The sequence below is a fragment of the Labrenzia sp. C1B70 genome, assembly GCF_000475395.1.
Taxonomy (GTDB): domain Bacteria; phylum Pseudomonadota; class Alphaproteobacteria; order Rhizobiales; family Stappiaceae; genus Roseibium; species Roseibium algicola.
Genome location: NZ_AXCE01000007.1, coordinates 31619 through 50920, shown reverse-complemented (window position 1 = coordinate 50920; position 19302 = coordinate 31619). Strand labels below are relative to the sequence as shown.

Sequence of the window (19302 nt, the reverse complement as noted above, 5' to 3'; positions counted from 1 at the left end):
TCGATCAATTGATCCGTTCCAGGCGAATGGACATGCGGCCTTCCAGGGTTGCACCCGGCTCAAGTTCGACAAGCCCGCCGAGGGATGGAAGGTGAAAGCCATTGGGAAGATGGCTCATTGGTTCAATACAGAAAAACTCCCTGCGGCCGCTTTCTGCGTAGAGCATAAAGACCGAAAAGACCGGATCGCAAACGAGACTGGCGTTCATGTGAAGATCCGGCCAGAGAACTCGATCCCCTCCGCCTGATGTTCATCGAAGAACCGGTGTTGTCGGAAAACCATGAGGCGCTCCGGGAGATCTCGGCTGTGACCGCGACCCCCATCGCCCTGGGCGAGTGGCTATATTCTTAGGTGGGATTTCAAGAAGATCCTCACCGAGGGCTACGTGGACATCATTCAACCGGATCTGTCCCATGGGGGCGGGATCACCGAGTGCCGGAAAATCGCGGCCATGGCGGAAGCCTTCGACATAGGCTTTGCACCCCACTGTCCGCTTGGCCCCATTGCACTTGCCGCGTGTCTTCAGGTCGACGCCGTTTCCTACAGTGCGGTGATCCAGGAACAGAGCTTGGGGATTCACTACAACAAGTCGAATGACCTTCTCGACTACATAGAGAACCCAGAAGTGTTCGCGTTTGACGAAGGCTATGTTTCAATCCCGTCCGGCCCAGGGCTCGGGATCGAGGTGAACGAAGACTATGTAAAGTCCAAGGCAAACGAGCCCCACAACTGGCGCAACCCGGTCTGGCGACATGCAGATGGCAGTTTTTCTGAATGGTAACCTCTCTTGCCTTGGTCGTTTTCGCGAAATTGCCGTTAACCTATCCTTCAATTGGATGGCCTTGCTTAAGACATCCTGTGTAACAGCGGTCAGACCACGAAGAGCGACTGCATCGCATTGACTGTAACTTGTCTCAAAACTAGCTCGCGGTCGTTTTGGTCACTCAAGGGTCGTTGATATAGTCAAGAAACGTAGCTCATTTGCCGTAATTGGCCTGGGTGTATTTGGCAGTACGGTCGCTCTGGAATTGGCAAGGTTCGGAAATAAGGTAATAGGCATTGATCTCGAAGAACGTCGTGTTGCTCAGTTCAATTTGAAAATCAACAATCTAGGCTAAGCGTGGACAGCTCTGCTCATCTCGATGGGCAGCGTGAAGCAGGGCAAATGCTGCTTCACGCTTGATTTTCGGAATCAGGCTTTCACATGAATGCTTTGAACACCGTTCCGTTGACGGATCGCATCCTTGATCACCGCTTTTACCAGAGCCGCGCACATCAGGAACATGACGAAACTGAACGGCAAAGCGCCAATCACCATGGCGGTCTTGATGGCGTCCAGTCCTCCCACAAGCAAAAGGCCGCCTACGACAAAGCTCAGCGCGACACCCCAAAAAATGATATGGATCCTTCCTTTGGGGCTTTCCTCTCCGGCAGCATTGATCGTGTTGACGATCAGTATTGCCGAATCCGCCGTGGTCACGAGGTATGTCAGCAAGAGCACCACCACCATGGCGGCCATCACCCAGGCAAGGCCGCTGCTGAGTATCAGGTCGAGCATGACAAATAATTGGCTCTCCTGACCCGCTCCAGATATGGCGTCTCCGGCCTCACCGTTGAGTGTCAGGTCGATTGCCGTACCTCCAACGAGTGTAAACCAGACGAAACACATCAATGAAGGGATCATGATCGCTCCTAACACGTATTCTCGGATGCTGCGCCCGCGCGAAATACGAGCAAGGAAGACGCCCACAAACGGAGCAAAAGCGATCCACCATGCCCAATAGAAGACCGACCATCCGCCTTGCCATGCGGCCAAAGCATCACCCGTCTCTGTCCCATCCGCATGCCAGATGGTGATTAGCAAGCTGGGGAGTTCAATCACATAGGCAACCAGGCCAGAAACAAGTGCACTTAGGCCGAAGAAAGTGGAGCCAAAGAGTACGAAGAACGCCAACAGAAAGAAACTCAGTCCCATATTCAGGTTGGACAACCACTTGATCCCCTTGCCCACACCAGACAAAGCAGAAAGGGTTGATGCGCCGAGGATCACGACTAAGGCCACCACGATGCCGGCCGAACTGGCGCTGCCATCGGCCGTGACAATCCAGTCTCCAATTCCCACACGATAAAGCCCAGCCACGAACTGTTGGACCCCGAAACCAAGCGTCTGGGCAACACCCAGGATTGTGGCCACCACAGCCACAATATCAACAACATGCCCGACGCTACCGGACAGACGCTTGCCGAGAAGCGGGGTCAGTCCCGATCGAACTGTCAACGGCAAATTACGACGATAGGAGAAATAGGCGAGCGATAGGCCTACTAGCGCGTAGCAGGCCCAGGCCGAAAAGCCCCAATGCAAAAACGACCAGACGTAGGCAGCCGTAACATTATTTGCGTCAGATCCTGTCGTCTCGCCCATGATCACATTTGGATTGTTGGCAAAGTGATACATAGGCTCTGCGGTGGCGAAGGTCAGCATTCCGATCCCGATGCCTGCACCAAACATCATGGAGAACCAGGAGAAACGCGAAAACTCTGGCTTGTCCTCTGGCAAACCCAATATTTGACGCCCGGTTGCAGGTATCAGTGCCAGCACAAAACAGACAATAAGAAACAGTGCTACTACCCAAATATACCAGCTCGCAAAACTCTTCAGCATGGCACCGTTCAGCGCATTGAGAACGGCTGCTGCGTTCTCAGGAACGGTGATCGCCCATACGATCAATGCGCTGACCAGGATTTTCGACGGGATGGCCACGCTTTTCGCAAAGCCGGAATAAAAACCGTTGTCAGCGGTCTGGATTTCCAGATCCATCAAAGGGGGTTTATCGACCATGTTTCCTCCGTTCTGGTAGATAAGGTTCGGACAGCCTCCTCCGTTTGCCTAGCTGTGGAGCTAGACAGGACAATCTCGAACCATTTGGAAATGCGGTGGTATAGTCACCGCACGAATTGGGGCGGCCTCGGTTGAGACCGCCCCGACTTGGCTTAACTGGGCAAGTACTCGCTGCTCCAGCTCTCGCTGATTTGTCCAGACTTCAGCATGCGCTCGATGGCAGCCTCGGAATATCCCAGATCGGTCAGGATGGACCTTGTTGAGGTGCCGAACTTCTCGGTCGGGGGCAACGCAAAGACTTTACCCCGCGAAGGTCGGACAGCATAAGGATCCAGTTGAATTACCTCATGTCCACAGGGGTGCTCCCGATAATGAGAAAAGGAATAGCTGCCCCGGTCGGTGCCGGGCGTACCATCAGGTTCTCGCATGTTCTCCGAACGCAGAGCGTCGATGTTGTTGCACACTGCGCAGCCTATGTCTGCTGCCCGCAAACGCGCTATCCATTCGGTCGCTGGATGCAACTGAAACGCACCTGCTAAGTAGGCGGCGCGTTCGGCTGCGGGAGTATCTGGCAGATCTTCCAGTCCCTCGACTCCACGGAAGCGCGGCAAATCGACCTCGTAAGCACTGAGCAGGATATAGACTCCTGAGGCCGTACTATAGAAGCGGCTGAGCGAATCATACCCATTGACCTCGGGACCGGACGGTTCATCAAAGAGTCCTCGCCCAGAAAAGTCATAGGCGAACGGGATTTGAAGCAACCCACTGTTGGCGCTGAGAGAAGTACGTCCACGTCCAATCCGCCCGAAGCGATATTTCTGATAAAGCGCCGCTGCGACGGCCAAGGCGCCACCAAAGCCGCACATAACGTCGATAGTGCCCACATGCGCATGTTCTTCAGGCCGGTCCATCGCTCCGCCAAAGCGAAGCATAATACCTGTCGTGGCCTGAACGAGATCGTCATAGCCGATGTAATCGGTGCGCGTGCCACGCCGAACTCCACTGAAGCAGTCGAGCTTGCAGAATATTGCCTCGGGATTCAACTTGCGTAGGCTGTCCGCGTTGAGCCCCATTCGTTTAACCTGTGTGTCAGGCGCATTCCAGAAGATCACGTCGACGGTTTTCACGAGATCTTCAAAAACCTTGCGGCCATGTTCGGACTTTAGATCCGCAAGGATGGATTTTTTGCCACGCCCCTGGGTCAGGCCGTAGATTACAGTGTTCCAGCTGTCATACAATGGCTGCGCTGGGTCGAGCTTGATGACTTCTGCACCAAAACGCGCTAGATAGCTGGCGCTATGCGGTCCGGCAATCACATTGCACAAGTCCAGCACGCGAACACCTGACAACCACCCCTCCTGCGCGACACCATCTTCAGGATCGGGAATGTCAGTGCGTAGCTTCCGCAGCACCTTTAGCGCTTCATCAAAATCGACCCACCGGCGTGGCTTCGGGCTTAAAGCTTCCTCGCCGCTTTCCTCCATCCAAACGACAGGGCCGGGTTGTGTCATTTCGCCATATTCGGGATCATTTACATCTATCATAAGTCCCGAAGTCTCAGCATATTCGTCGTTGATCCACTCCTGTAGCCAGCGCTGCGGTGCCCCCGGTATTCCAGCCCTGCCGAACATTCGTTTCCATTCATGTGAGGTCCGGGTGATGAAGATCTCTTTCATCCGAGCCGCAATCTTGTCGGCCCAGAACTTGGGCATCGGGTAGACGCCAAGTGACGTATCAGAATGCCACTCGGACTGCGGCTTGTAGGTGTCTTCCTCTTCTGTGAGACCCTCGGCGATCATTTCTTCGTAGAGCCCGAGTACTTCAAGACAGCGCCGCGCATGATGCTTGTGGCTCGGGCAGACCACGTAGAACATACGCCCGTCCTTGCACATGTAACTGCGATAAAACGGATCAAGCAGCTCCTGAAGATCTTCGTATGATACGTTCATCGGCAGACCTTCAATACGCCGCCGATCTATCTCGATTTCACGTTGAGTGAGGTAGCGCGCCGGCATGTCTGAGACCTTAACGGAGTTGTAGCATAGCCCCTCCATTACCGCCGCCGCCAACGGCACCTCGATCTGATCGCCGAGACCTGTAACCTGGCGCGATTGCAGCGCCAGAACCGCTGCGGAGGCAGCGATCTGCGAAGCATAGGCTGATGACAACGGCAAAGGAGAAAAAGATGGGTTCAGGCCCATTAGTACCCGATTGAGGCCCATGTCAGTGAAAACGCCAGAGCTTGCTGCGACCACGCTTTCAAAGGCCCGCTGTTCGCGTCGTTCGAGATCGTTCGAGGCGAAGCCAGGAAGCGAGACTGTGATAAGCTCGGGTCTCGCTTTGCGCATTGCGTCAAAGTCGACCCCAAGTTTCGACAGTTTACCAGGTCGGAAATTCTCGACTATGATATCTGCCTCATCGCAGAGCGCTCGTGCCTTGTTCAGCCCGTCTTCGGTTTTTAGGTCAAGCTTCACGATCAACTTGTTGCGCATCAGTGTCGCATTTGCAGGACTGTCCCACATAGGCCCGTCCGGTGGGTCGATATGCACAACGGTCGCGCCCAAGTCACCCAGCAGCATCGCTACGGCAGGCCCCGCGATATACTGCCCAAAATCAACGACCTTGACCCCGGTCAGGGGAAGATTGGAAAACGAAGTGCGCATGTTTCCTCCGATTGATTGATGTGCGCGCTTAATGACCTGCAAGGATCCATGCGGCTGCTTTTTCAGCGATCATGAGGGTCGGTGAATTGGTATTGCCACTGGTGATTTCAGGCATGACGCTGGCATCGACAACACGCAGACCAGATACGCCCTTCAGCCGCAAATGTGGATCAAGTACGGCGCTTTCATCCTCGTTGTGCCCCATCTTCACGGTTCCAACCGGATGAAAGATTGTGTTTGCAATGTCACCCGCCAGTTTGCTGAGGTCTTCATCGCTTTCATACTGCGGGCCGGGTTTGAATTCCTCAGGCGAATAGCGCTTCATCGCCGCCTGCGACATAATCTTGCGAACTTGCCGGAGGCTGTCGGCAGCGACCACGCGGTCATCTTGCGTTGCCAAATAGTTGGGTGAAATCAAAGGCGCATCACGGAAATCAGCAGATCGTATGCGAACATTTCCACGGCTGGTCGGATTGAGATTGCATACGCTGACAGTCATTGCCGGAAAGTCGTGTAAAGGCTCTCCAAATGCTTCAAGACTCAACGGCTGTACGTGATATTCTAGGTTTGCATGACTTCGGCCCTGATCCGAGCGAGTAAAGGCGCCAAGCTGGCTGGGTGACATACTCATCGGACCAGACCGTCTGAACAAATACTCAGCGCCGATCATCGCTTTGCCTATGAGACTGTCTGCCAAAGTGTTGAGCGTGCGTGCTCCCTTCACCTTATAAACTGCACGGATCTGCAGATGGTCCTGCAAGTTCTCACCCACCCGGCGCATCCCGTAACACCTCAATTCCGTGCGATCGCAGCAATCCTGCTGGACCGATACCCGACAGCTGCAGGATTTGCGGAGAGTTTATCGCTCCTGCGGAAAGCACTGTTTCGCGTCGAGCGGTGGCAGTCAGAACTTGACCTTTTCTATGGACCCGCACCCCAGAACAGCGTAGGGATTGCCTGTCACCTTTAACAAAGGTGAGATTTTCAACTTGTGCCTCCGTCCAGACTGTCAAGTTTCGGCGAAACTTGGCCGGTCTGAGAAAAGCTTTCGACGTATTCCAGCGCCAACCCGAACGCTGGTTGACTTCGAAATAGCCAACACCGGTGTTATCTCCACAATTGAAGTCATCAGTCTTTTCGATACCGGCCTGAACTGCGGCTTCCGCAAAGCTGTCCAGCACCTCCCAGCGTAATCGCTGTTTTTCAACCCGCCATTCACCGCCATGTCCATGCATTTCGGTAAGACGAGTATTGCTGCCGGATATCGGATTAGAGCCATAATCGAGCTTGTAGTGATCCTCGTGCGCCTTGAAGTCGTTGAGTGAGTTGTCCCAGTTCCATGCTTCTTCGCCGGTAAGCCGCGCCCAGTTGTCATAGTCGCGGGCTTGGCCGCGCATGTATATCATTCCGTTGATGGAGGAACAGCCACCCAAGGTCTTGCCGCGCGGATAGCGCAGGATACGGCCGTTTAGTCCCTTGTCAGCCTGGGTGTTATACATCCAGTCAGTGCGCGGGTTGCCGATACAATACAGATAACCTACTGGAATATGGATCCACGGATAGTTGTCCGCCTTACCAGCTTCGAGTAAGAGCACGCGTTTGTCCGGGTCCGCGCTCAGCCGGTTGGCCAGCAGGCACCCCGCTGTGCCTCCTCCGACGACGATGAAATCGAAATCCGTTTCGGAATTCTGCATTGCGCGCCTCCCTTCTTGACCCACGGCACTGAGGAAGGCTCCGTCCACCTGCAAGCAAGGTCCTTGTTGAGACCAAGAACTCGGCAGTACGGCCCGCTCCTCCCAGCGCGGCACATTTGCCGACGTTTAGAAAGGCGGCGGAAACTTTGCTAATGACAAATTTCTCTCGGCGATATTAAAGATTTTAATATGCAAAGACTCTCAAACGTAAACAGCATCCTGGCTTTCGTTACAGTGGCTCGCGACGGCAGCGTGTCGCGCGCGGCGGAGGTGCTGAACCTGACCCAGCCCGCAGTAACCCATCAGCTCAGACGACTGAGCGAGGACACCGGGATCACGCTATTTGAACGCACGCCACGAGGGTTGGCCCTGACTCCCGAGGGCATGACGGTTCTGCCCAAGGCAGAACTCGTATTGGCCGCAATGGCTGAATTCCACCGAAGCGCAATCAAGCAAATAGGATTGGTTTCGGGCACACTCAGAATCGGCACCATCGTAGACCCTGAGTTCATTCGCCTTGGCCGACTGCTTAGTGGCCTAGGGACAGCGCATCCAAATATCCGCGCCGAACTGGTGCATGGTGTCAGTGGAGAAATTCTCGACAAGCTGAAACGTCGTCAGATAGACGCAGGCTACTATCTGGCCGCGCCTGACGACCTCGAATTCATATCATCGGAACCACCTCTTCATATGAGGAGGTTAGCAGATTTTACCTACCGCGTCGTAGCGCCTTGCGGCTGGGAAGCAAGAATTGCCAACTTGGAATGGTCAGATCTGGCAAAACTGCCTTGGATTGGTACACCAGAGGCCTCAGTTCATCACAGGCTGTTAGCTAGAATCTTTGAAGGACGTGGATGTGTGCAAAATACCGTTGCGTTGGTAGATCAAGAGGCATCAATGCTTGAAATGGTTCGCTCGGGAGTTGGTTTGAGCCTTTGTCGAGAGTCGATCGCTCTGCACCAAAGACAATCTTATGGTCTTGCCATGAGCGAAAGCCTACGTGTTCCTGCCTGCCTCCTTATCCTTACTCTGAAGGAAAGAAAGGACCACCCGGTGATCACTGCGCTCTTTGAGCAAATTGAGAGCGTATGGCAGGAAGCATCCATCGTATAGTAGTCATAGACGCATCGCGCCGTGCAACACAGAAGCAAGACGATTCGAACGCCCATCTCGAAGGTCGTTCGATCGACGTTCAAGCTGATCAAAACATTACACACAGCGAGTCAATCTGAAATTTGGAATTATTTGAACTCACAAAGTAACTGAGCACTTCACCCCGAATTGCTACAATTTCTTCGCGACGTCAGAGGTATTTTGACTGGATTACATTGCTCTGAACTAATGCAATAGAGCGTCTTGCCGAACCCTTGGTCTTCAACGAAGCTCAACACCTTTGGGGCATCGCCTTTTTTCAAAGGTGTCAGCATTGTCGCCAGCACATGCTGACGGGCTAAACTTGTCTTGATCTCCAATCGCCTCGATATATCAAGTCCTTCGATCTCCTGGCGAGAAACGTTGTCAAAACCTGCTTTTGTTGAAAGACTCGCAATCTGTGCCTCGGAAAACAAGACCTCCACGCAAAGATCGGCTTGTTGACCGGTTATCGTAGACGATAGCTCCCCCGCCTTGATCGAACCGTAACTGTGCCCAAGCCAAGTCACAACTACTGGGCTCCTTGCAGTAACCAAATCGACTACAATGATTGCAGCGCCGAAAACCATATGAACCTGACGTTCGACCTGTATGATTTCCGGTGACAGGGATCGATAGGCCTCGCTCGCATCCCCTGCGACCCATTGGTGATAGGTCTCTGACCCATACCCGAGAATAGTTCCCGACGCCTGCCTTGATCGAAACTTGTCGTCTCCAGCATATTGCCCCTTTCCATTTATCAGCAGTGCATTTTTGGAAATTGTCTGGCGTCTCCAATTGCGATGCATGGACGAGTTGTGAGCAATGTAATGCCCGCTTTGAACTAGAAGGTCCTCTCCAAATGCGGACATGCAAATAGCATTCTGATCCGCATGTGAATGGCTGATGGACCCGAAAGGGCTTGACTTGAATACACAATGAATTTGGTGACCCGGGTCGTCCATCCGACTCTGTAGGGAAGCCCAGCCCACTTCCCTAAACACTTGCAACTGGGGATTAGCAGGCATAGGCGCCGCCTCCAGTGAACCAAAACTCGCCTCACGGAGCAGGTCATCGAAGTTTAAATCCCACCATCCGTAATTGTAGAATGCGCTTTCATCGCTGTCGGACAGTTCTTCGATCTGGTTCGCGTAGCCCGCAAATCGCGGATTTTCAGTGGCGGCTGCCAGCAAACGCATGTTCCGAGCTATCTTCGGACTTGGTGCATCTCCTAATGTGGCATCGTCGCCAAAGGTTGCCCTGCGCGTCCAGGCCGGTCGGCAAAACACCGGGAAGGTGCCCGTGTTTCTAAAGAATGGTCTCTTGAAGAGATCAAGGCCGGTGGCATTGCGTAGAAGGGTAGCGGCTTCCAGCGCGTAGCACATGGCTGTCGTCCAGTAGTGGATCCCTTCGGCCCAGCCACCTGACTGATCTCCCCAGGCACTGTAGGGTCCTGCGAGATAGTTCGCTGCGAAATCAAGCCATTCCGTGCCTTCAGGATCTTCCCCCGCCAACGCCAAACCGACGGGAACGAGCACCGCGGAAACGGCCCTGACCGCGTGGCTATCATATGGAAATGTGTCGACGCGTGAGGCATGCATGATGTGCCTGGCAACTTGCCGTCCCCGAGTGGTCAGCGACAGACGGACCGTTTCAGCATCTTCAGCGGAAAGTTCGGTGCGTAGCCAGTCATAGCCCCATGCAAGGGCAGCTGCGACGCGGAACGCCGCTTCATCATTGTAGCTGCGTGATGTACTTCCTTCCGTGTCCCACTCTGCGACCGAAAGCAGCCAATCCCGAGCGCGGTCGATCAGTTCCCGCTCACGCAGCAGCACCCCGGCCAGGGAGAGATTGCGAATACCGTAGAACACCTCTTGGCAAGTAATATAGGACTGCCGCCACATCGCCGGTGTCCGGACATCGTTGGGATAACGTGCCGGCTCACCGGGTATCTCCCTGGAGATCCATGGGCGCACACTTCGTTCCATGAATTTTTGCCATTCGGGCAATTCATCGAGGCGAGGTATCAGCAACTCGTGGCGATCGGCGGCGATGGAGAGGCGTGGCCGCATTCCGGTTGCTTTTTTGCGATCATAGGTAAACGGGGCCACGATAGCGCTCGCACACACCTCGAAAGAACGCCACGTGCTCCAGTCGCTGGGGCCAATCCCGTTAGCAGAAGTTCGGTAGCGCCAAGAATATTGGCCGGGTGAAACGGCCCTGTCCGGCGTGAAAAAGGGGAACTGGATCTTGTTGAACAAAACCGGTTCGCCTGCCTCACGACCATCTGCGGCAAGTGGCCGGAGTTCGAGATCATAGACGTGGCGTCCGATCTGCGGCGGGATCCATTGAAATCTTGGCGGGTTTTCCCTGACAATCTGACCAGGGGCCGGCGCATAGCGCACGGTGAGCAGGTTTTCCTCGGGCTGAAGCAGGGAGTGGCTGCCAATTTGCTTCTGCTGGCTTTTCTTCTTGTTGACAGCCATGTCTTCCTCAAACCTTTAAGTTATACGGGTTTACGACGGTGGACGACGAGGCATCCACCGCATGTCTAAGACAAAATCTACTGGTTTTTGCCATACTGCCGCTGATAGGCAGTCTGAAGCGCTGCAACAACGTCTGGATACCCAAGACGCTCAAGTTGAGCCTGATAGTCCTCCCACTCTTCCTGAATATCGCCGGCCCCCAAAATCCAGCGTTCATAGCTCTCCTGCATGTAGGAGAGAATATTGGGCCAGGCCTTGTCATAGATTGCCTTTTCATCGCTGTTCATGGCGATGCCCGGAAATTGGTCAACGACGAAGCCGCCATCGGTGTACAATTCGATGCCCTTGAGCGCAGTCTCATTGGTCCACTGACGTTCGTATTCGTAGTCCTGGGGAAAGCCGATCGGTATCTGTGCACCGATCTCCCACATTTGCGAAACGACGGATCCCGCACCGTTGAGCACGCTGTCCTTGAACACCGGCCTTCCGTCGACCATGTCATAGGTCAGGCCTTCTACACCGAAATTGGCGATCCGCTGGCCTTCTTCGGTGAAGTAGAAATTGAACAACTTGATCGTCTCCACCGGATGCTCGTTCGTGTAACCGATGGCCCATCCAGAGGGTTTGACCTTGATCCGGCCATGCTCTTCCCAGACTCTTCCGTCGGCGTCGGCAGGCGGGGCAATCGGCAGGAATGAAAAGCCGTCGATCTCCTCCTTAAGCTTATCGTTGTAGCCGGCAGTGGAAGCCACCCAATCATGGGTGGCACCGCCCAGATCGCCACCGAGCAACTCATCGCGCGCGCGGGACTTGCGTGTGAAGATTTCCTTGTCAATCAAGCCTTCCTTATACCACTTGGCAACGTTGGTGATGCCGGTCTTGAAATCTTCATGCGCGTAGGGATGGAAAACCTCCCCGTCGATTACAGCGAACTGGTGGTAGCTGTCGGACCCCGTTGACCGGGCGCCCCAAAGATTGACAAGGCGAATAGCTTCTTCGGAATGCCTGTTAAAATAGGGAATCTCGTCGGCCTTGCCGTTGCCATTCGGGTCCCGGTCACGAAACGCAACCAGGACATCATAGAGTTCTTCGACCGTTTTCGGCTGTTCCAGACCCAGCTTGTCGAGCCAGTCCTGGCGAACGAACCAAACACGGCCGACATCGCCATCTGGCAGATAAGGGATATAGTAGATGTTTCCGTCAGGGGCGGAGATCGCGGAACGAATGATCGGGTTTTCGTCGAGAACCTTCTGAATGTCCGGCGCATGTTCGGCGATGAGCTCGTTGAGCGGTAGGAACGCGCCTTCCATACCATATTGATCAAAGGCTTCCTTGACGCCCGCACCACTGAATTCCGCACCGACAATATCCGGCATATCCCCGGATGCGATCATCAGATTGAACAGTTCTCGAGTGTTGCCGGCATTGACGGGCGCCGTGCCTTTGAGCGTGATCCCGGTCGTCTCCGCGACTTTCTTGGCGACAGGCCAGTCACTGTTCCAGCCATATTTGTCACGAAAATGCATGAAGATGTCGAGTTCGAGCGGTTCGTCGACAATCGGCTCGGCATTGGCGGGGCCTGCCATATTGCCGATGGCCAGTGCTGTCGCGGCGAGAGAGCCCATTAACAGAGTTCTGAGTGTCATATCTTCTCCTCCTGTAGCATATGACAGCCTGTTGTCTGGTCGGGCGCCGCAGCCGGGCATCCCGACTCTGCGGTTATTCTTTCACTCCACCCAGCATCACCCCCTTCTGGAAGTATTTTTGGATATAGGGGTAAACGATGATGACCGGGATGATGGAAAGAACGATGGTGGCGGCTATGACGGTTTCGAATGAGTAGCTGGAAGACAACAAATCCGTCGCGAATTCGTCACTCATATTGAGTTCGACAATGGTTTCCTTGAGGTAGACCTGCAACGGAAGCTTGTCCTGGTCTCGCAAGATGACCATCGCCCAGAAGTAACCGTTCCAGCGGAAGACGGCGCAGAACAAGGCAACAGTGATGATCGCCGGCTTGGACAACGGAATGTAGACCTGCCAGAGAATCTGGAAGTCATTCGCTCCATCCATGCGGGCGGCTTCCTCAAACGACCGGGGGACGCTCTCAAAGAAGTTACGCATCAGGATTGCGTTGAAGGCATTGACGGCAAAGGCAATGATGATCGCAAACCGCGTGTCCAGGATGCCTAGGTCACGAATGTTCAGAAACACCGGGATCATGCCTGCGTGAAACCATAACGTGAAAGCGACAAACAGGTTGAAGCCTGACCGGAAGGGCAGCTGCGGCCGGCTGAGTGCGTAGGCTCCTGGGATGATGAAGGCCACCGATGTCAGAGTTCCGACGACCGTGTAGAAGAACGTGTTCGCGTAGGCGATCCAGAACTGCCTGTCCGCCATGACGTGAAAAAAGGCATCCAGAGTGATTTCCTTCGGTAGAAGGATGACGTCTCCACGCGCAACCGCCGCTCCTGAAGACATCGACGCAGACAAAACGTAGATAAAGGGATAAAGCGTCGAGGCTACGAAAAGCGTGAGCAGAATGGTGACCGCCCATCCGAAGATCTTGTCGCCGCGGCTATAGAGGTCGATGGTTCCAGTATGTGTGCTCATCAGGATATCCTCACCACAGCGATGTCTTGGAGAGGCGCTTCGACAGACGGTTTGCAGTGATCACCAGAGCAAAAGCAACGACCGCGTTGAAGACACCGGCCGCAGTCGCCAAGTCGTAATTGTTGTTCTGAAGACCCTGCCTGTAGATCCAGGTCGTGATTACATCCGCCGTCTCGTAGGTCGCCGGCTGATAAAGAAGGATGACGTATTCGAAGCTGACCTCAAGAAGGTTGCCGATGCGAATAATCAGCATGATCAGAATTGTCGGCAGGATGCAGGGAAGCGTGATCAGGTACATCATCTGAAAACGGGTAGCGCCGTCCACCTTGGCGCTCTCATAGAGCGACGGACTGACGCCAGCAATTGCCGCGAGGTAGATGATGGACTCGAACCCGGCTTCCTTCCAGATATTGGATCCGATGAATATCGGACGGAACCATTCGGGTCTCGTCAGGAAATATGTGGTCTCCTCGGCCCCCAGTTTGGTAAGGATCAGGTTCACGATCCCGGATGGCGCGAAAATATTCACGACGATGCCGGCAACAATCACGATGGAAATGAAGTGCGGCAAATAGGCGATGGTCTGAGCTGAACGCTTGAACCCCTGATGGCGCAACTCATTGAACATCAGCGCCAGGATGATCGGTGCAGGAAAGGCGAAGAGCAAACTCAGGCCGGAAATGATGACAGTGTTCTTGACAGCTCGCCAGAAATAAGGGTCTCCGAACAATGTTTGGAAGTGTTCCAGCCCGACCCAAGGACTGCCCCAGATACCCTTGAACAGGGAAAAATCCTTGAACGCGATCACGAGACCCAGCATGGGGCGATAGGCAAACACCAGAAAGTAAATCACCATTGGCGCAAGCATCAGGTAGATCTGCCAGTTCCGCTTGATATTCGCGACAAAGCGCTCCCTGAGTGTCAGCTCGGGCAGATCCACTTCTGAAGGAGGTGTCACTGTCGGCGTCAACGCGCGCGTGCTCTTGACCGGTTCCATGACGATCATGCCGCTTTCGCAAGATTGATCCTTGCGCCCGTATTGCCGGTGAAGAGGTGGCAGTGCTCCGCATCCAACTCGATATCGACCCAGCTCCCCTCGCCGATGCGCGCTACGCCTGGAGCTTTGATGACGATCTCAGTGTTCCCAAGTGTCGCGTGAACAAGGCTCTCCATCCCAAGCGGCTCAACGAGATCTACACGCACTTGTGCGACGGGACGCGTGTCGGGGTTCTGATCCGCAATTCGAATGCACTCCGGCCGCAGGCCGAGTTGGATTTCAGTGCCTTCAATGGTTCCCAGGAAATCCAGACCCGGTAATTCGATAGTCGTGCCATCCGCCAGTCTCAGCGCCTGATGCCGTTCCTGCCCGACAACTTCGGCCGGCACCAGGTTCATCGGTGGAGATCCCATAAAGCCGGCAACAAATGCATTCGACGGCTTGGTGAATATTTCTATCGGGGTGTCCACCTGTTCAACATTGCCATCGCGCAGGATGGCGATCCTATCCGCCAGGGTCATTGCCTCAACCTGGTCATGGGTCACGTAAATCGAGGTCGTGCCAAGGCGTGCATGCAGCCGCTTGATTTCGGCGCGCATCTTGTTGCGCAGTTTTGCATCGAGGTTGGACAGCGGTTCATCAAACAGAAAGACAGCCGGGTCACGGACGATGGCACGCCCCATTGCCACGCGTTGCCGCTGCCCGCCGGATAGATCCACGGGTCGGCGCCCAAGATATTCGGTAAGGCCGAGAATCTCAGCTGCTTCGTGAACCCGTTTCTGCCGTTCCTGCTTGGCGAAACCACGGAGCCGCAAGCCGAAGCCGATATTCTGCTCCACTGTCAGATGCGGATAGAGTGCATAATTCTGGAAGACCATGGCGACATCCCGGTCCTTGGGAGCTACCCGGTTCACAACCCGGCTGCCAATTGAGACACGGCCTCCCGAGATTTCTTCAAGGCCGGCGATCATTCTCAGGATCGTTGATTTGCCGCAGCCTGACGGACCGACCAGAACCACGAATTCGCCGGCTTTGACCTCAAGGTCCACACCGTGAACAACTTCTAGTGCCCCGTACCGCTTGACGACTTTTTCCAGGACGACGTTTGTCATTGTTTTTCCTCCCACGAAGTACCTCAAAGAGCCGGCTATGCCACATGCTCCCTGACTTCCGGGCTCTTGATGATTTGGGCAAACAGCTCCACGCAGTTCAGGTGAGCGTCCATGGCTGCGGATGCGGCAGTCCTGTCCCGTTCCTTGATCGCCGCAACAATTGCCCGGTGCGCTTCGACTACTTGCGCATGTCGGCTTTCACCACGTGAAATTCGGAGCCGTTGAACACGGTCGACAGTGCCGCGCAGCATCCGGATCATGCGGATCGCGGACGGCATCTTGGCGATCTCGGCCAAGAGCCTGTGAAATTCGCGATCCAGATCGAAAAACGCGGCTGCATCGCCGCGCCCAGCGGCTTCAACCTGGCACTCAATCAGTTCCTGTAGATTGACCAGATCGAGGACCGATCTTTGTTCCGCAGCCTCGGCAGCGACACTCATTTCCAGCGCCCGGCGTAGCATCAGGCTCTCGTAAACACGCTCGAAACTGATCCTTGAAACGTAACTTCCGCTCTGGGGGCGGATTTCCATCAATCCTTCTTCAGACAAGCGAATGAAGGCTTCGCGCACCGGAGTTTTCGAAACGCCAAGCATCGCAGACACGTCTTTTTCAGATACCCGCTGCCCCGGGTCCCAATTCAGCGAAATGATGCTCTCCCGGATCTGATCGTAGACCCGTTGGCTGACAGGGATATCCGATTGGCTGTTTGATGTTCCAGTTTTCATTTTGACATACTAATTATTAGATTGACGTATCAGTTTGAAAATTACTATGTCAATTAGCAGGCGCTGGTCAATAGAAAAGTCGACCCGGCACGGAACAGAACCTTCATCGGAGTGAAAAGATGAATGAATCAAATGAGGTAACAGACCTCTGGATTGACTGCGGACAGAACGTGGAGCGTCGCGTTCTGGCGGAAAACCCGGACCTGATGGTCGTGGAGTTCCGTTTCAGAGAGGGTGGGATCGGGTCCGCGCATAGTCATCCGCACACCCAGTCAACCTATGAGAAGTCCGGAGTTTTCGATTTCACACTGGCAAAAAAAACGAGAAGGATCGTTGCGGGTGACTGCTTTGTCATTCCCGCCAACGCGGAACATGGCTGTGTCTGCCTTGAGCCCGGTTCACTTATCGACAGCTTCACCCCAAGACGCGACGATTTTCTTTGAAGGGAATGAAAGACATGCTGACAGTCAAAACGCTTTATGCCATTGACCCCGAGGCTGCCAAGGGTCTCGACACTATGGGGCTTCGCCGGAGCTTTCTGATCGAAGACACCTTTTGCGACGGCGAGATCCGTCTGACCTACACGCATTATGACCGATTGATCGTTGGCGGTGTCGTGCCGGCAGGAGGAGAGCTCGTTCTGGATGAGGTCGCCGAATGCGGTACGCCAACCTTTCTGGAACGCCGCGAATTGGGCATTCTCAATATTGGCGACAAAGGCAGCATCTCGGCTGGCGGCAACAGCTGGGATCTGAACAAGGGCGATATGCTCTATCTGCCCATGGCGTCTGGTCCTGTGACGTTCTCGGGCAACGGGCGTTTTTATCTCGCCTCGGCGCCAGCTCACCAGCCTTATCCTGCCACGCTGATCCGCCCCGAAGATGCAAACCAGGTCAAACTGGGCTCTCCCGAGACCTCAAATGACCGGTCAATCTGCCAGAGCATTCACCCGGACGGCGTGAAGAGCTGTCAGCTGATGATGGGCTACACCAAGCTTCACAATGGTTCCGTCTGGAACACGATGCCCGCGCATTTGCACGACCGGCGCATGGAGGCCTATCTCTATTTTGATGTTGCTGAGGGCCAGCGCGTCTTCCATTTCATGGGTCAGCCGCACGAAACCCGCCACCTTGTTGTCGCCAATGAAGAAATTACCATTTCGCCGCCGTGGTCAATCCACTCGGGCGCAGGCACGGGATCTTACACATTCTGCTGGGTCATGGCCGGCGACAATATGTCTTTCGCAGACATGGATATGGTCGCAATGGAGGACCTGAAGTGATTTCTTTCTCACTCAATGGAAAGACCGCTATGGTGACCGGTATAGATATCGGCATCGGCAAGGCGATTGCCATTGTCCTCGGGGATGCCGGGGCGCATATTACCTGTGCAGGCCGCTCGGACTGTGCCGAGACGGCTTCGCACTTGGAAAACGCCTAGAGCCTGCATATCGACTTTTCCGATCCAATAATCGCAAAGGACGTCTTTAAGGATTGGCCGTTCGACTTTCTGGTGAACAACGCTGGCATTATCTCGCGGGACGATGCCATCGATTTCACAGAAAGCGCCTTGGTACGGTCATGGATGTCAACCTGAAAGCCTTGTTTTTCACCTGCCAGGCTTTCGCGAGGTCCGTCTTTGCACGCTCTAGCGCCGGCAAGATTATCAATATCGCTTCCCTGCTAAGTTTTCTGGGTGGAATACGGGTTCCCACCTTGCGGCATCGAAACATGGCGTCGCTGGTCTGACAAAGGCGCTGGCGAACGAATTGGCCGATAAGAATATCAACTTCAACGCCATAGCTCCAGGTTACATCTCAACCAACTACACCAAGGCCCTTCGTGAGGACGAAGCCCGCAATCGGGCAATTCTGGAGCGTGTCCCGGCTGGGCGCTGGGGCGATCCTGACGACATTGCCGGCACGGCTGTATTTTAGCTGTTCGCGCGTCTGACTACATCCATGGTGCGATATTCAACGTTGTTGGAGGCTGGATGGCGCTCTGATCTTAATAAAAAAATATCAACCGTAGGCCGGATAAAATTCAAGTACATTAAATGACTACCGATGACCGGTATTTCACGCCACCGATGCGTCGAAATGTTGAATTCTGCATGATAACTTTTTAATGCTCTAGAGTCGGTAAACCCTTCGTGCAGTATCTGAAAAAATGGCGCGAAGTGTCGCTTTCGATTGATCGTGCAGCGCTAAAGTTAGTTGTTCGAACTGGCGAATGAGCGAACAGTTGACACCTTCAACTGGAAGGTTTGAGCCATAAAGCACCCGGTCCGGACCGACACAGGACAGCAAATGGGTCACATGTGGGCGCAGAGCCGATGCCTGCCAACTCCTGTGAACGGTCCAAAGGCCGGAAAGTTTGACGACAACATTTTCCGCCTCGATCAATCCCGCTACGCCTTGATACCAGTCTTGAAGGTTGTTTGGTTGTTCAGGCTCCAAAGTTGCAAAATGATTGATGACGATGGTCAAGTTGGGATGCGCTCGAGCTAATTCCAAGACCTCGCCAAGCTGTTCGGGTACCACAACCAATTCGAGGCATAGATTGCTTTTCTCCAATGCGATCAAATTCTTGCGAAAGCGATCATCAGTCATTACCCCGGATTTCTTCGCGATGCGCCATCTCCCCCCCTTATCCCAGGCAACGGGTGTGCGAATTCCGCGTAGGGCGGGTGCTTCCAAATGCGCGCCGATCCGATCTGAAGCATCCAATTGGCTAAGGTCAACTTCGGCAACGATGGCGCTCGGCCAACCAGTAGCGTCTGATAGGCCCTGGATCCAACGCGTTTCCTCCGCTGGATCCTCCGCACCACAATTAGCCTGAACGTGGACGCTCGCCGTAAGAGGCAGCCCTGAGAACTCAGCCAAGTAATCCGAAGGCAGGAAGTCTTGGCAGATACTTGATTTGTCGCCAAACCGAGCCGGAGCTGCATCTGGTGAAAGCCAACGATATGGAAACTTCGCAAGTTTCCAAAAGTGATGATGCCCGTCGACAAGTGCGATTCCGTCCAGCAGCCGCAACATGA

General features: G+C 54.3%; 14 protein-coding genes and 3 pseudogenes. 6 read left to right on the top strand and 11 right to left on the bottom strand.

Going from position 1 to position 19302, the window contains the following annotated elements; genetic code table 11:
- Nucleotides 1-4 precede the first annotated feature (4 nt).
- Nucleotides 5-208, bottom strand: coding sequence for a hypothetical protein (locus Q666_RS43655; protein WP_022999823.1), 204 nt, complete (start codon nucleotides 206-208; stop codon nucleotides 5-7).
- A gap of 14 nt (nucleotides 209-222) precedes the next feature.
- On the opposite strand from Q666_RS43655, the pseudogene dgoD reads away from it, so the two are divergent.
- Nucleotides 223-781: pseudogene (gene dgoD / locus Q666_RS43650) on the top strand (galactonate dehydratase); the annotation flags it as partial.
- Nucleotides 782-959: 178 nt separating this feature from the next.
- A complete protein-coding gene (locus tag Q666_RS65480; protein ID WP_152533315.1) occupies nucleotides 960-1118 on the top strand; it encodes an NAD-binding protein in 159 nt (52 codons plus the stop codon).
- Between the two features lie 74 nt (nucleotides 1119-1192).
- On the opposite strand, the gene Q666_RS43645 is transcribed toward Q666_RS65480, so the two are convergent.
- The 3 genes and pseudogenes from Q666_RS43645 to Q666_RS43635 form a co-directional block, all read right to left on the bottom strand.
- Nucleotides 1193-2839, bottom strand: a complete 1647-nt coding sequence (locus tag Q666_RS43645; RefSeq protein WP_031268919.1) for a BCCT family transporter — start codon at nucleotides 2837-2839, stop codon at nucleotides 1193-1195.
- Between the two features lie 152 nt (nucleotides 2840-2991).
- Complete coding sequence (locus Q666_RS43640) at nucleotides 2992-5502, bottom strand: CoA transferase (RefSeq protein ID WP_022999820.1); 2511 nt, start codon at nucleotides 5500-5502, stop codon at nucleotides 2992-2994.
- Between the two features lie 28 nt (nucleotides 5503-5530).
- A pseudogene (locus tag Q666_RS43635) lies at nucleotides 5531-7196 on the bottom strand (GMC family oxidoreductase N-terminal domain-containing protein).
- 189 nt (nucleotides 7197-7385) lie between these two features.
- Between Q666_RS43635 and Q666_RS43630 the strand changes: the two are divergent.
- On the top strand, nucleotides 7386-8309 hold the full coding sequence (locus Q666_RS43630; protein WP_022999819.1) for a LysR family transcriptional regulator: 924 nt from the start codon (nucleotides 7386-7388) through the stop codon (nucleotides 8307-8309).
- Between the two features lie 158 nt (nucleotides 8310-8467).
- Here Q666_RS43630 and Q666_RS43625 read toward each other — a convergent pair whose 3' ends face one another.
- From Q666_RS43625 to Q666_RS43600, 6 genes are all read right to left on the bottom strand, one after another.
- The gene (locus tag Q666_RS43625) at nucleotides 8468-10813 is read right to left on the bottom strand and encodes a DUF4962 domain-containing protein (RefSeq protein ID WP_022999818.1); all 2346 of its coding nucleotides are present in this window, start codon (nucleotides 10811-10813) and stop codon (nucleotides 8468-8470) included.
- Nucleotides 10814-10890: 77 nt separating this feature from the next.
- Entirely contained in the window at nucleotides 10891-12459 is a 1569-nt protein-coding gene (locus tag Q666_RS43620; RefSeq protein WP_286133760.1) for an extracellular solute-binding protein, read from the bottom strand.
- A 73-nt stretch (nucleotides 12460-12532) separates the two neighbouring features.
- Entirely contained in the window at nucleotides 12533-13426 is an 894-nt protein-coding gene (locus Q666_RS43615) for a carbohydrate ABC transporter permease (RefSeq protein WP_022999816.1), read from the bottom strand.
- Between the two features lie 10 nt (nucleotides 13427-13436).
- Nucleotides 13437-14432: an ABC transporter permease subunit gene (locus tag Q666_RS43610; protein ID WP_022999815.1), complete on the bottom strand. Its 996-nt coding sequence runs from the start codon at nucleotides 14430-14432 to the stop codon at nucleotides 13437-13439.
- Nucleotides 14429-15535 (bottom strand): sn-glycerol-3-phosphate ABC transporter ATP-binding protein UgpC, encoded by a 1107-nt coding sequence (gene ugpC / locus Q666_RS43605; protein ID WP_022999814.1) that lies wholly within the window; start codon nucleotides 15533-15535, stop codon nucleotides 14429-14431. The genes Q666_RS43610 and ugpC overlap by 4 nt, the downstream gene beginning before the upstream one ends.
- A gap of 35 nt (nucleotides 15536-15570) precedes the next feature.
- Nucleotides 15571-16260, bottom strand: a complete 690-nt coding sequence (locus Q666_RS43600; RefSeq protein ID WP_022999813.1) for a GntR family transcriptional regulator — start codon at nucleotides 16258-16260, stop codon at nucleotides 15571-15573.
- 119 nt (nucleotides 16261-16379) lie between these two features.
- Here Q666_RS43600 and Q666_RS43595 point away from each other — a divergent pair, with 119 nt between their 5' ends.
- The 3 genes and pseudogenes from Q666_RS43595 to Q666_RS66715 all read left to right on the top strand — a co-directional run bounded on the left by Q666_RS43595 (nucleotide 16380) and on the right by Q666_RS66715 (nucleotide 18264).
- Nucleotides 16380-16703: a cupin domain-containing protein gene (locus Q666_RS43595; protein WP_022999812.1), complete on the top strand. Its 324-nt coding sequence runs from the start codon at nucleotides 16380-16382 to the stop codon at nucleotides 16701-16703.
- Between the two features lie 14 nt (nucleotides 16704-16717).
- A complete protein-coding gene (gene kduI / locus Q666_RS43590) occupies nucleotides 16718-17542 on the top strand; it encodes a 5-dehydro-4-deoxy-D-glucuronate isomerase (RefSeq protein ID WP_031268913.1) in 825 nt (274 codons plus the stop codon).
- Nucleotides 17543-17571: 29 nt separating this feature from the next.
- Nucleotides 17572-18264 (top strand): annotated as a pseudogene (locus tag Q666_RS66715) (SDR family oxidoreductase).
- A gap of 127 nt (nucleotides 18265-18391) precedes the next feature.
- On the opposite strand, the gene Q666_RS43580 reads toward Q666_RS66715, so the two are convergent.
- Nucleotides 18392-19300 (bottom strand): amidohydrolase family protein, encoded by a 909-nt coding sequence (locus tag Q666_RS43580; RefSeq protein WP_022999807.1) that lies wholly within the window; start codon nucleotides 19298-19300, stop codon nucleotides 18392-18394.
- Nucleotides 19301-19302: the final 2 nt, after the last annotated feature.

What these genes read in the sequence shown, in the direction of transcription:
- Q666_RS43655 (WP_022999823.1), bottom strand. Translation starts at nt 208, where the DNA reads ATGAACGCCAGTCTCGTTTGCGATCCGGTCTTTTCGGTCTTTATGCTC.
- Q666_RS43645 (WP_031268919.1), bottom strand. Translation starts at nt 2,839, where the DNA reads ATGGTCGATAAACCCCCTTTGATGGATCTGGAAATCCAGACCGCTGAC.
- Q666_RS43640 (WP_022999820.1), bottom strand. Translation starts at nt 5,502, where the DNA reads ATGCGCACTTCGTTTTCCAATCTTCCCCTGACCGGGGTCAAGGTCGTT.
- Q666_RS43630 (WP_022999819.1), top strand. Translation starts at nt 7,386, where the DNA reads ATGCAAAGACTCTCAAACGTAAACAGCATCCTGGCTTTCGTTACAGTG.
- Q666_RS43625 (WP_022999818.1), bottom strand. Translation starts at nt 10,813, where the DNA reads ATGGCTGTCAACAAGAAGAAAAGCCAGCAGAAGCAAATTGGCAGCCAC.
- Q666_RS43620 (WP_286133760.1), bottom strand. Translation starts at nt 12,459, where the DNA reads ATGACACTCAGAACTCTGTTAATGGGCTCTCTCGCCGCGACAGCACTG.
- Q666_RS43615 (WP_022999816.1), bottom strand. Translation starts at nt 13,426, where the DNA reads ATGAGCACACATACTGGAACCATCGACCTCTATAGCCGCGGCGACAAG.
- Q666_RS43610 (WP_022999815.1), bottom strand. Translation starts at nt 14,432, where the DNA reads ATGATCGTCATGGAACCGGTCAAGAGCACGCGCGCGTTGACGCCGACA.
- ugpC (WP_022999814.1), bottom strand. Translation starts at nt 15,535, where the DNA reads ATGACAAACGTCGTCCTGGAAAAAGTCGTCAAGCGGTACGGGGCACTA.
- Q666_RS43600 (WP_022999813.1), bottom strand. Translation starts at nt 16,260, where the DNA reads ATGAAAACTGGAACATCAAACAGCCAATCGGATATCCCTGTCAGCCAA.
- Q666_RS43595 (WP_022999812.1), top strand. Translation starts at nt 16,380, where the DNA reads ATGAATGAATCAAATGAGGTAACAGACCTCTGGATTGACTGCGGACAG.
- kduI (WP_031268913.1), top strand. Translation starts at nt 16,718, where the DNA reads ATGCTGACAGTCAAAACGCTTTATGCCATTGACCCCGAGGCTGCCAAG.
- Q666_RS43580 (WP_022999807.1), bottom strand. Translation starts at nt 19,300, where the DNA reads ATGTTGCGGCTGCTGGACGGAATCGCACTTGTCGACGGGCATCATCAC.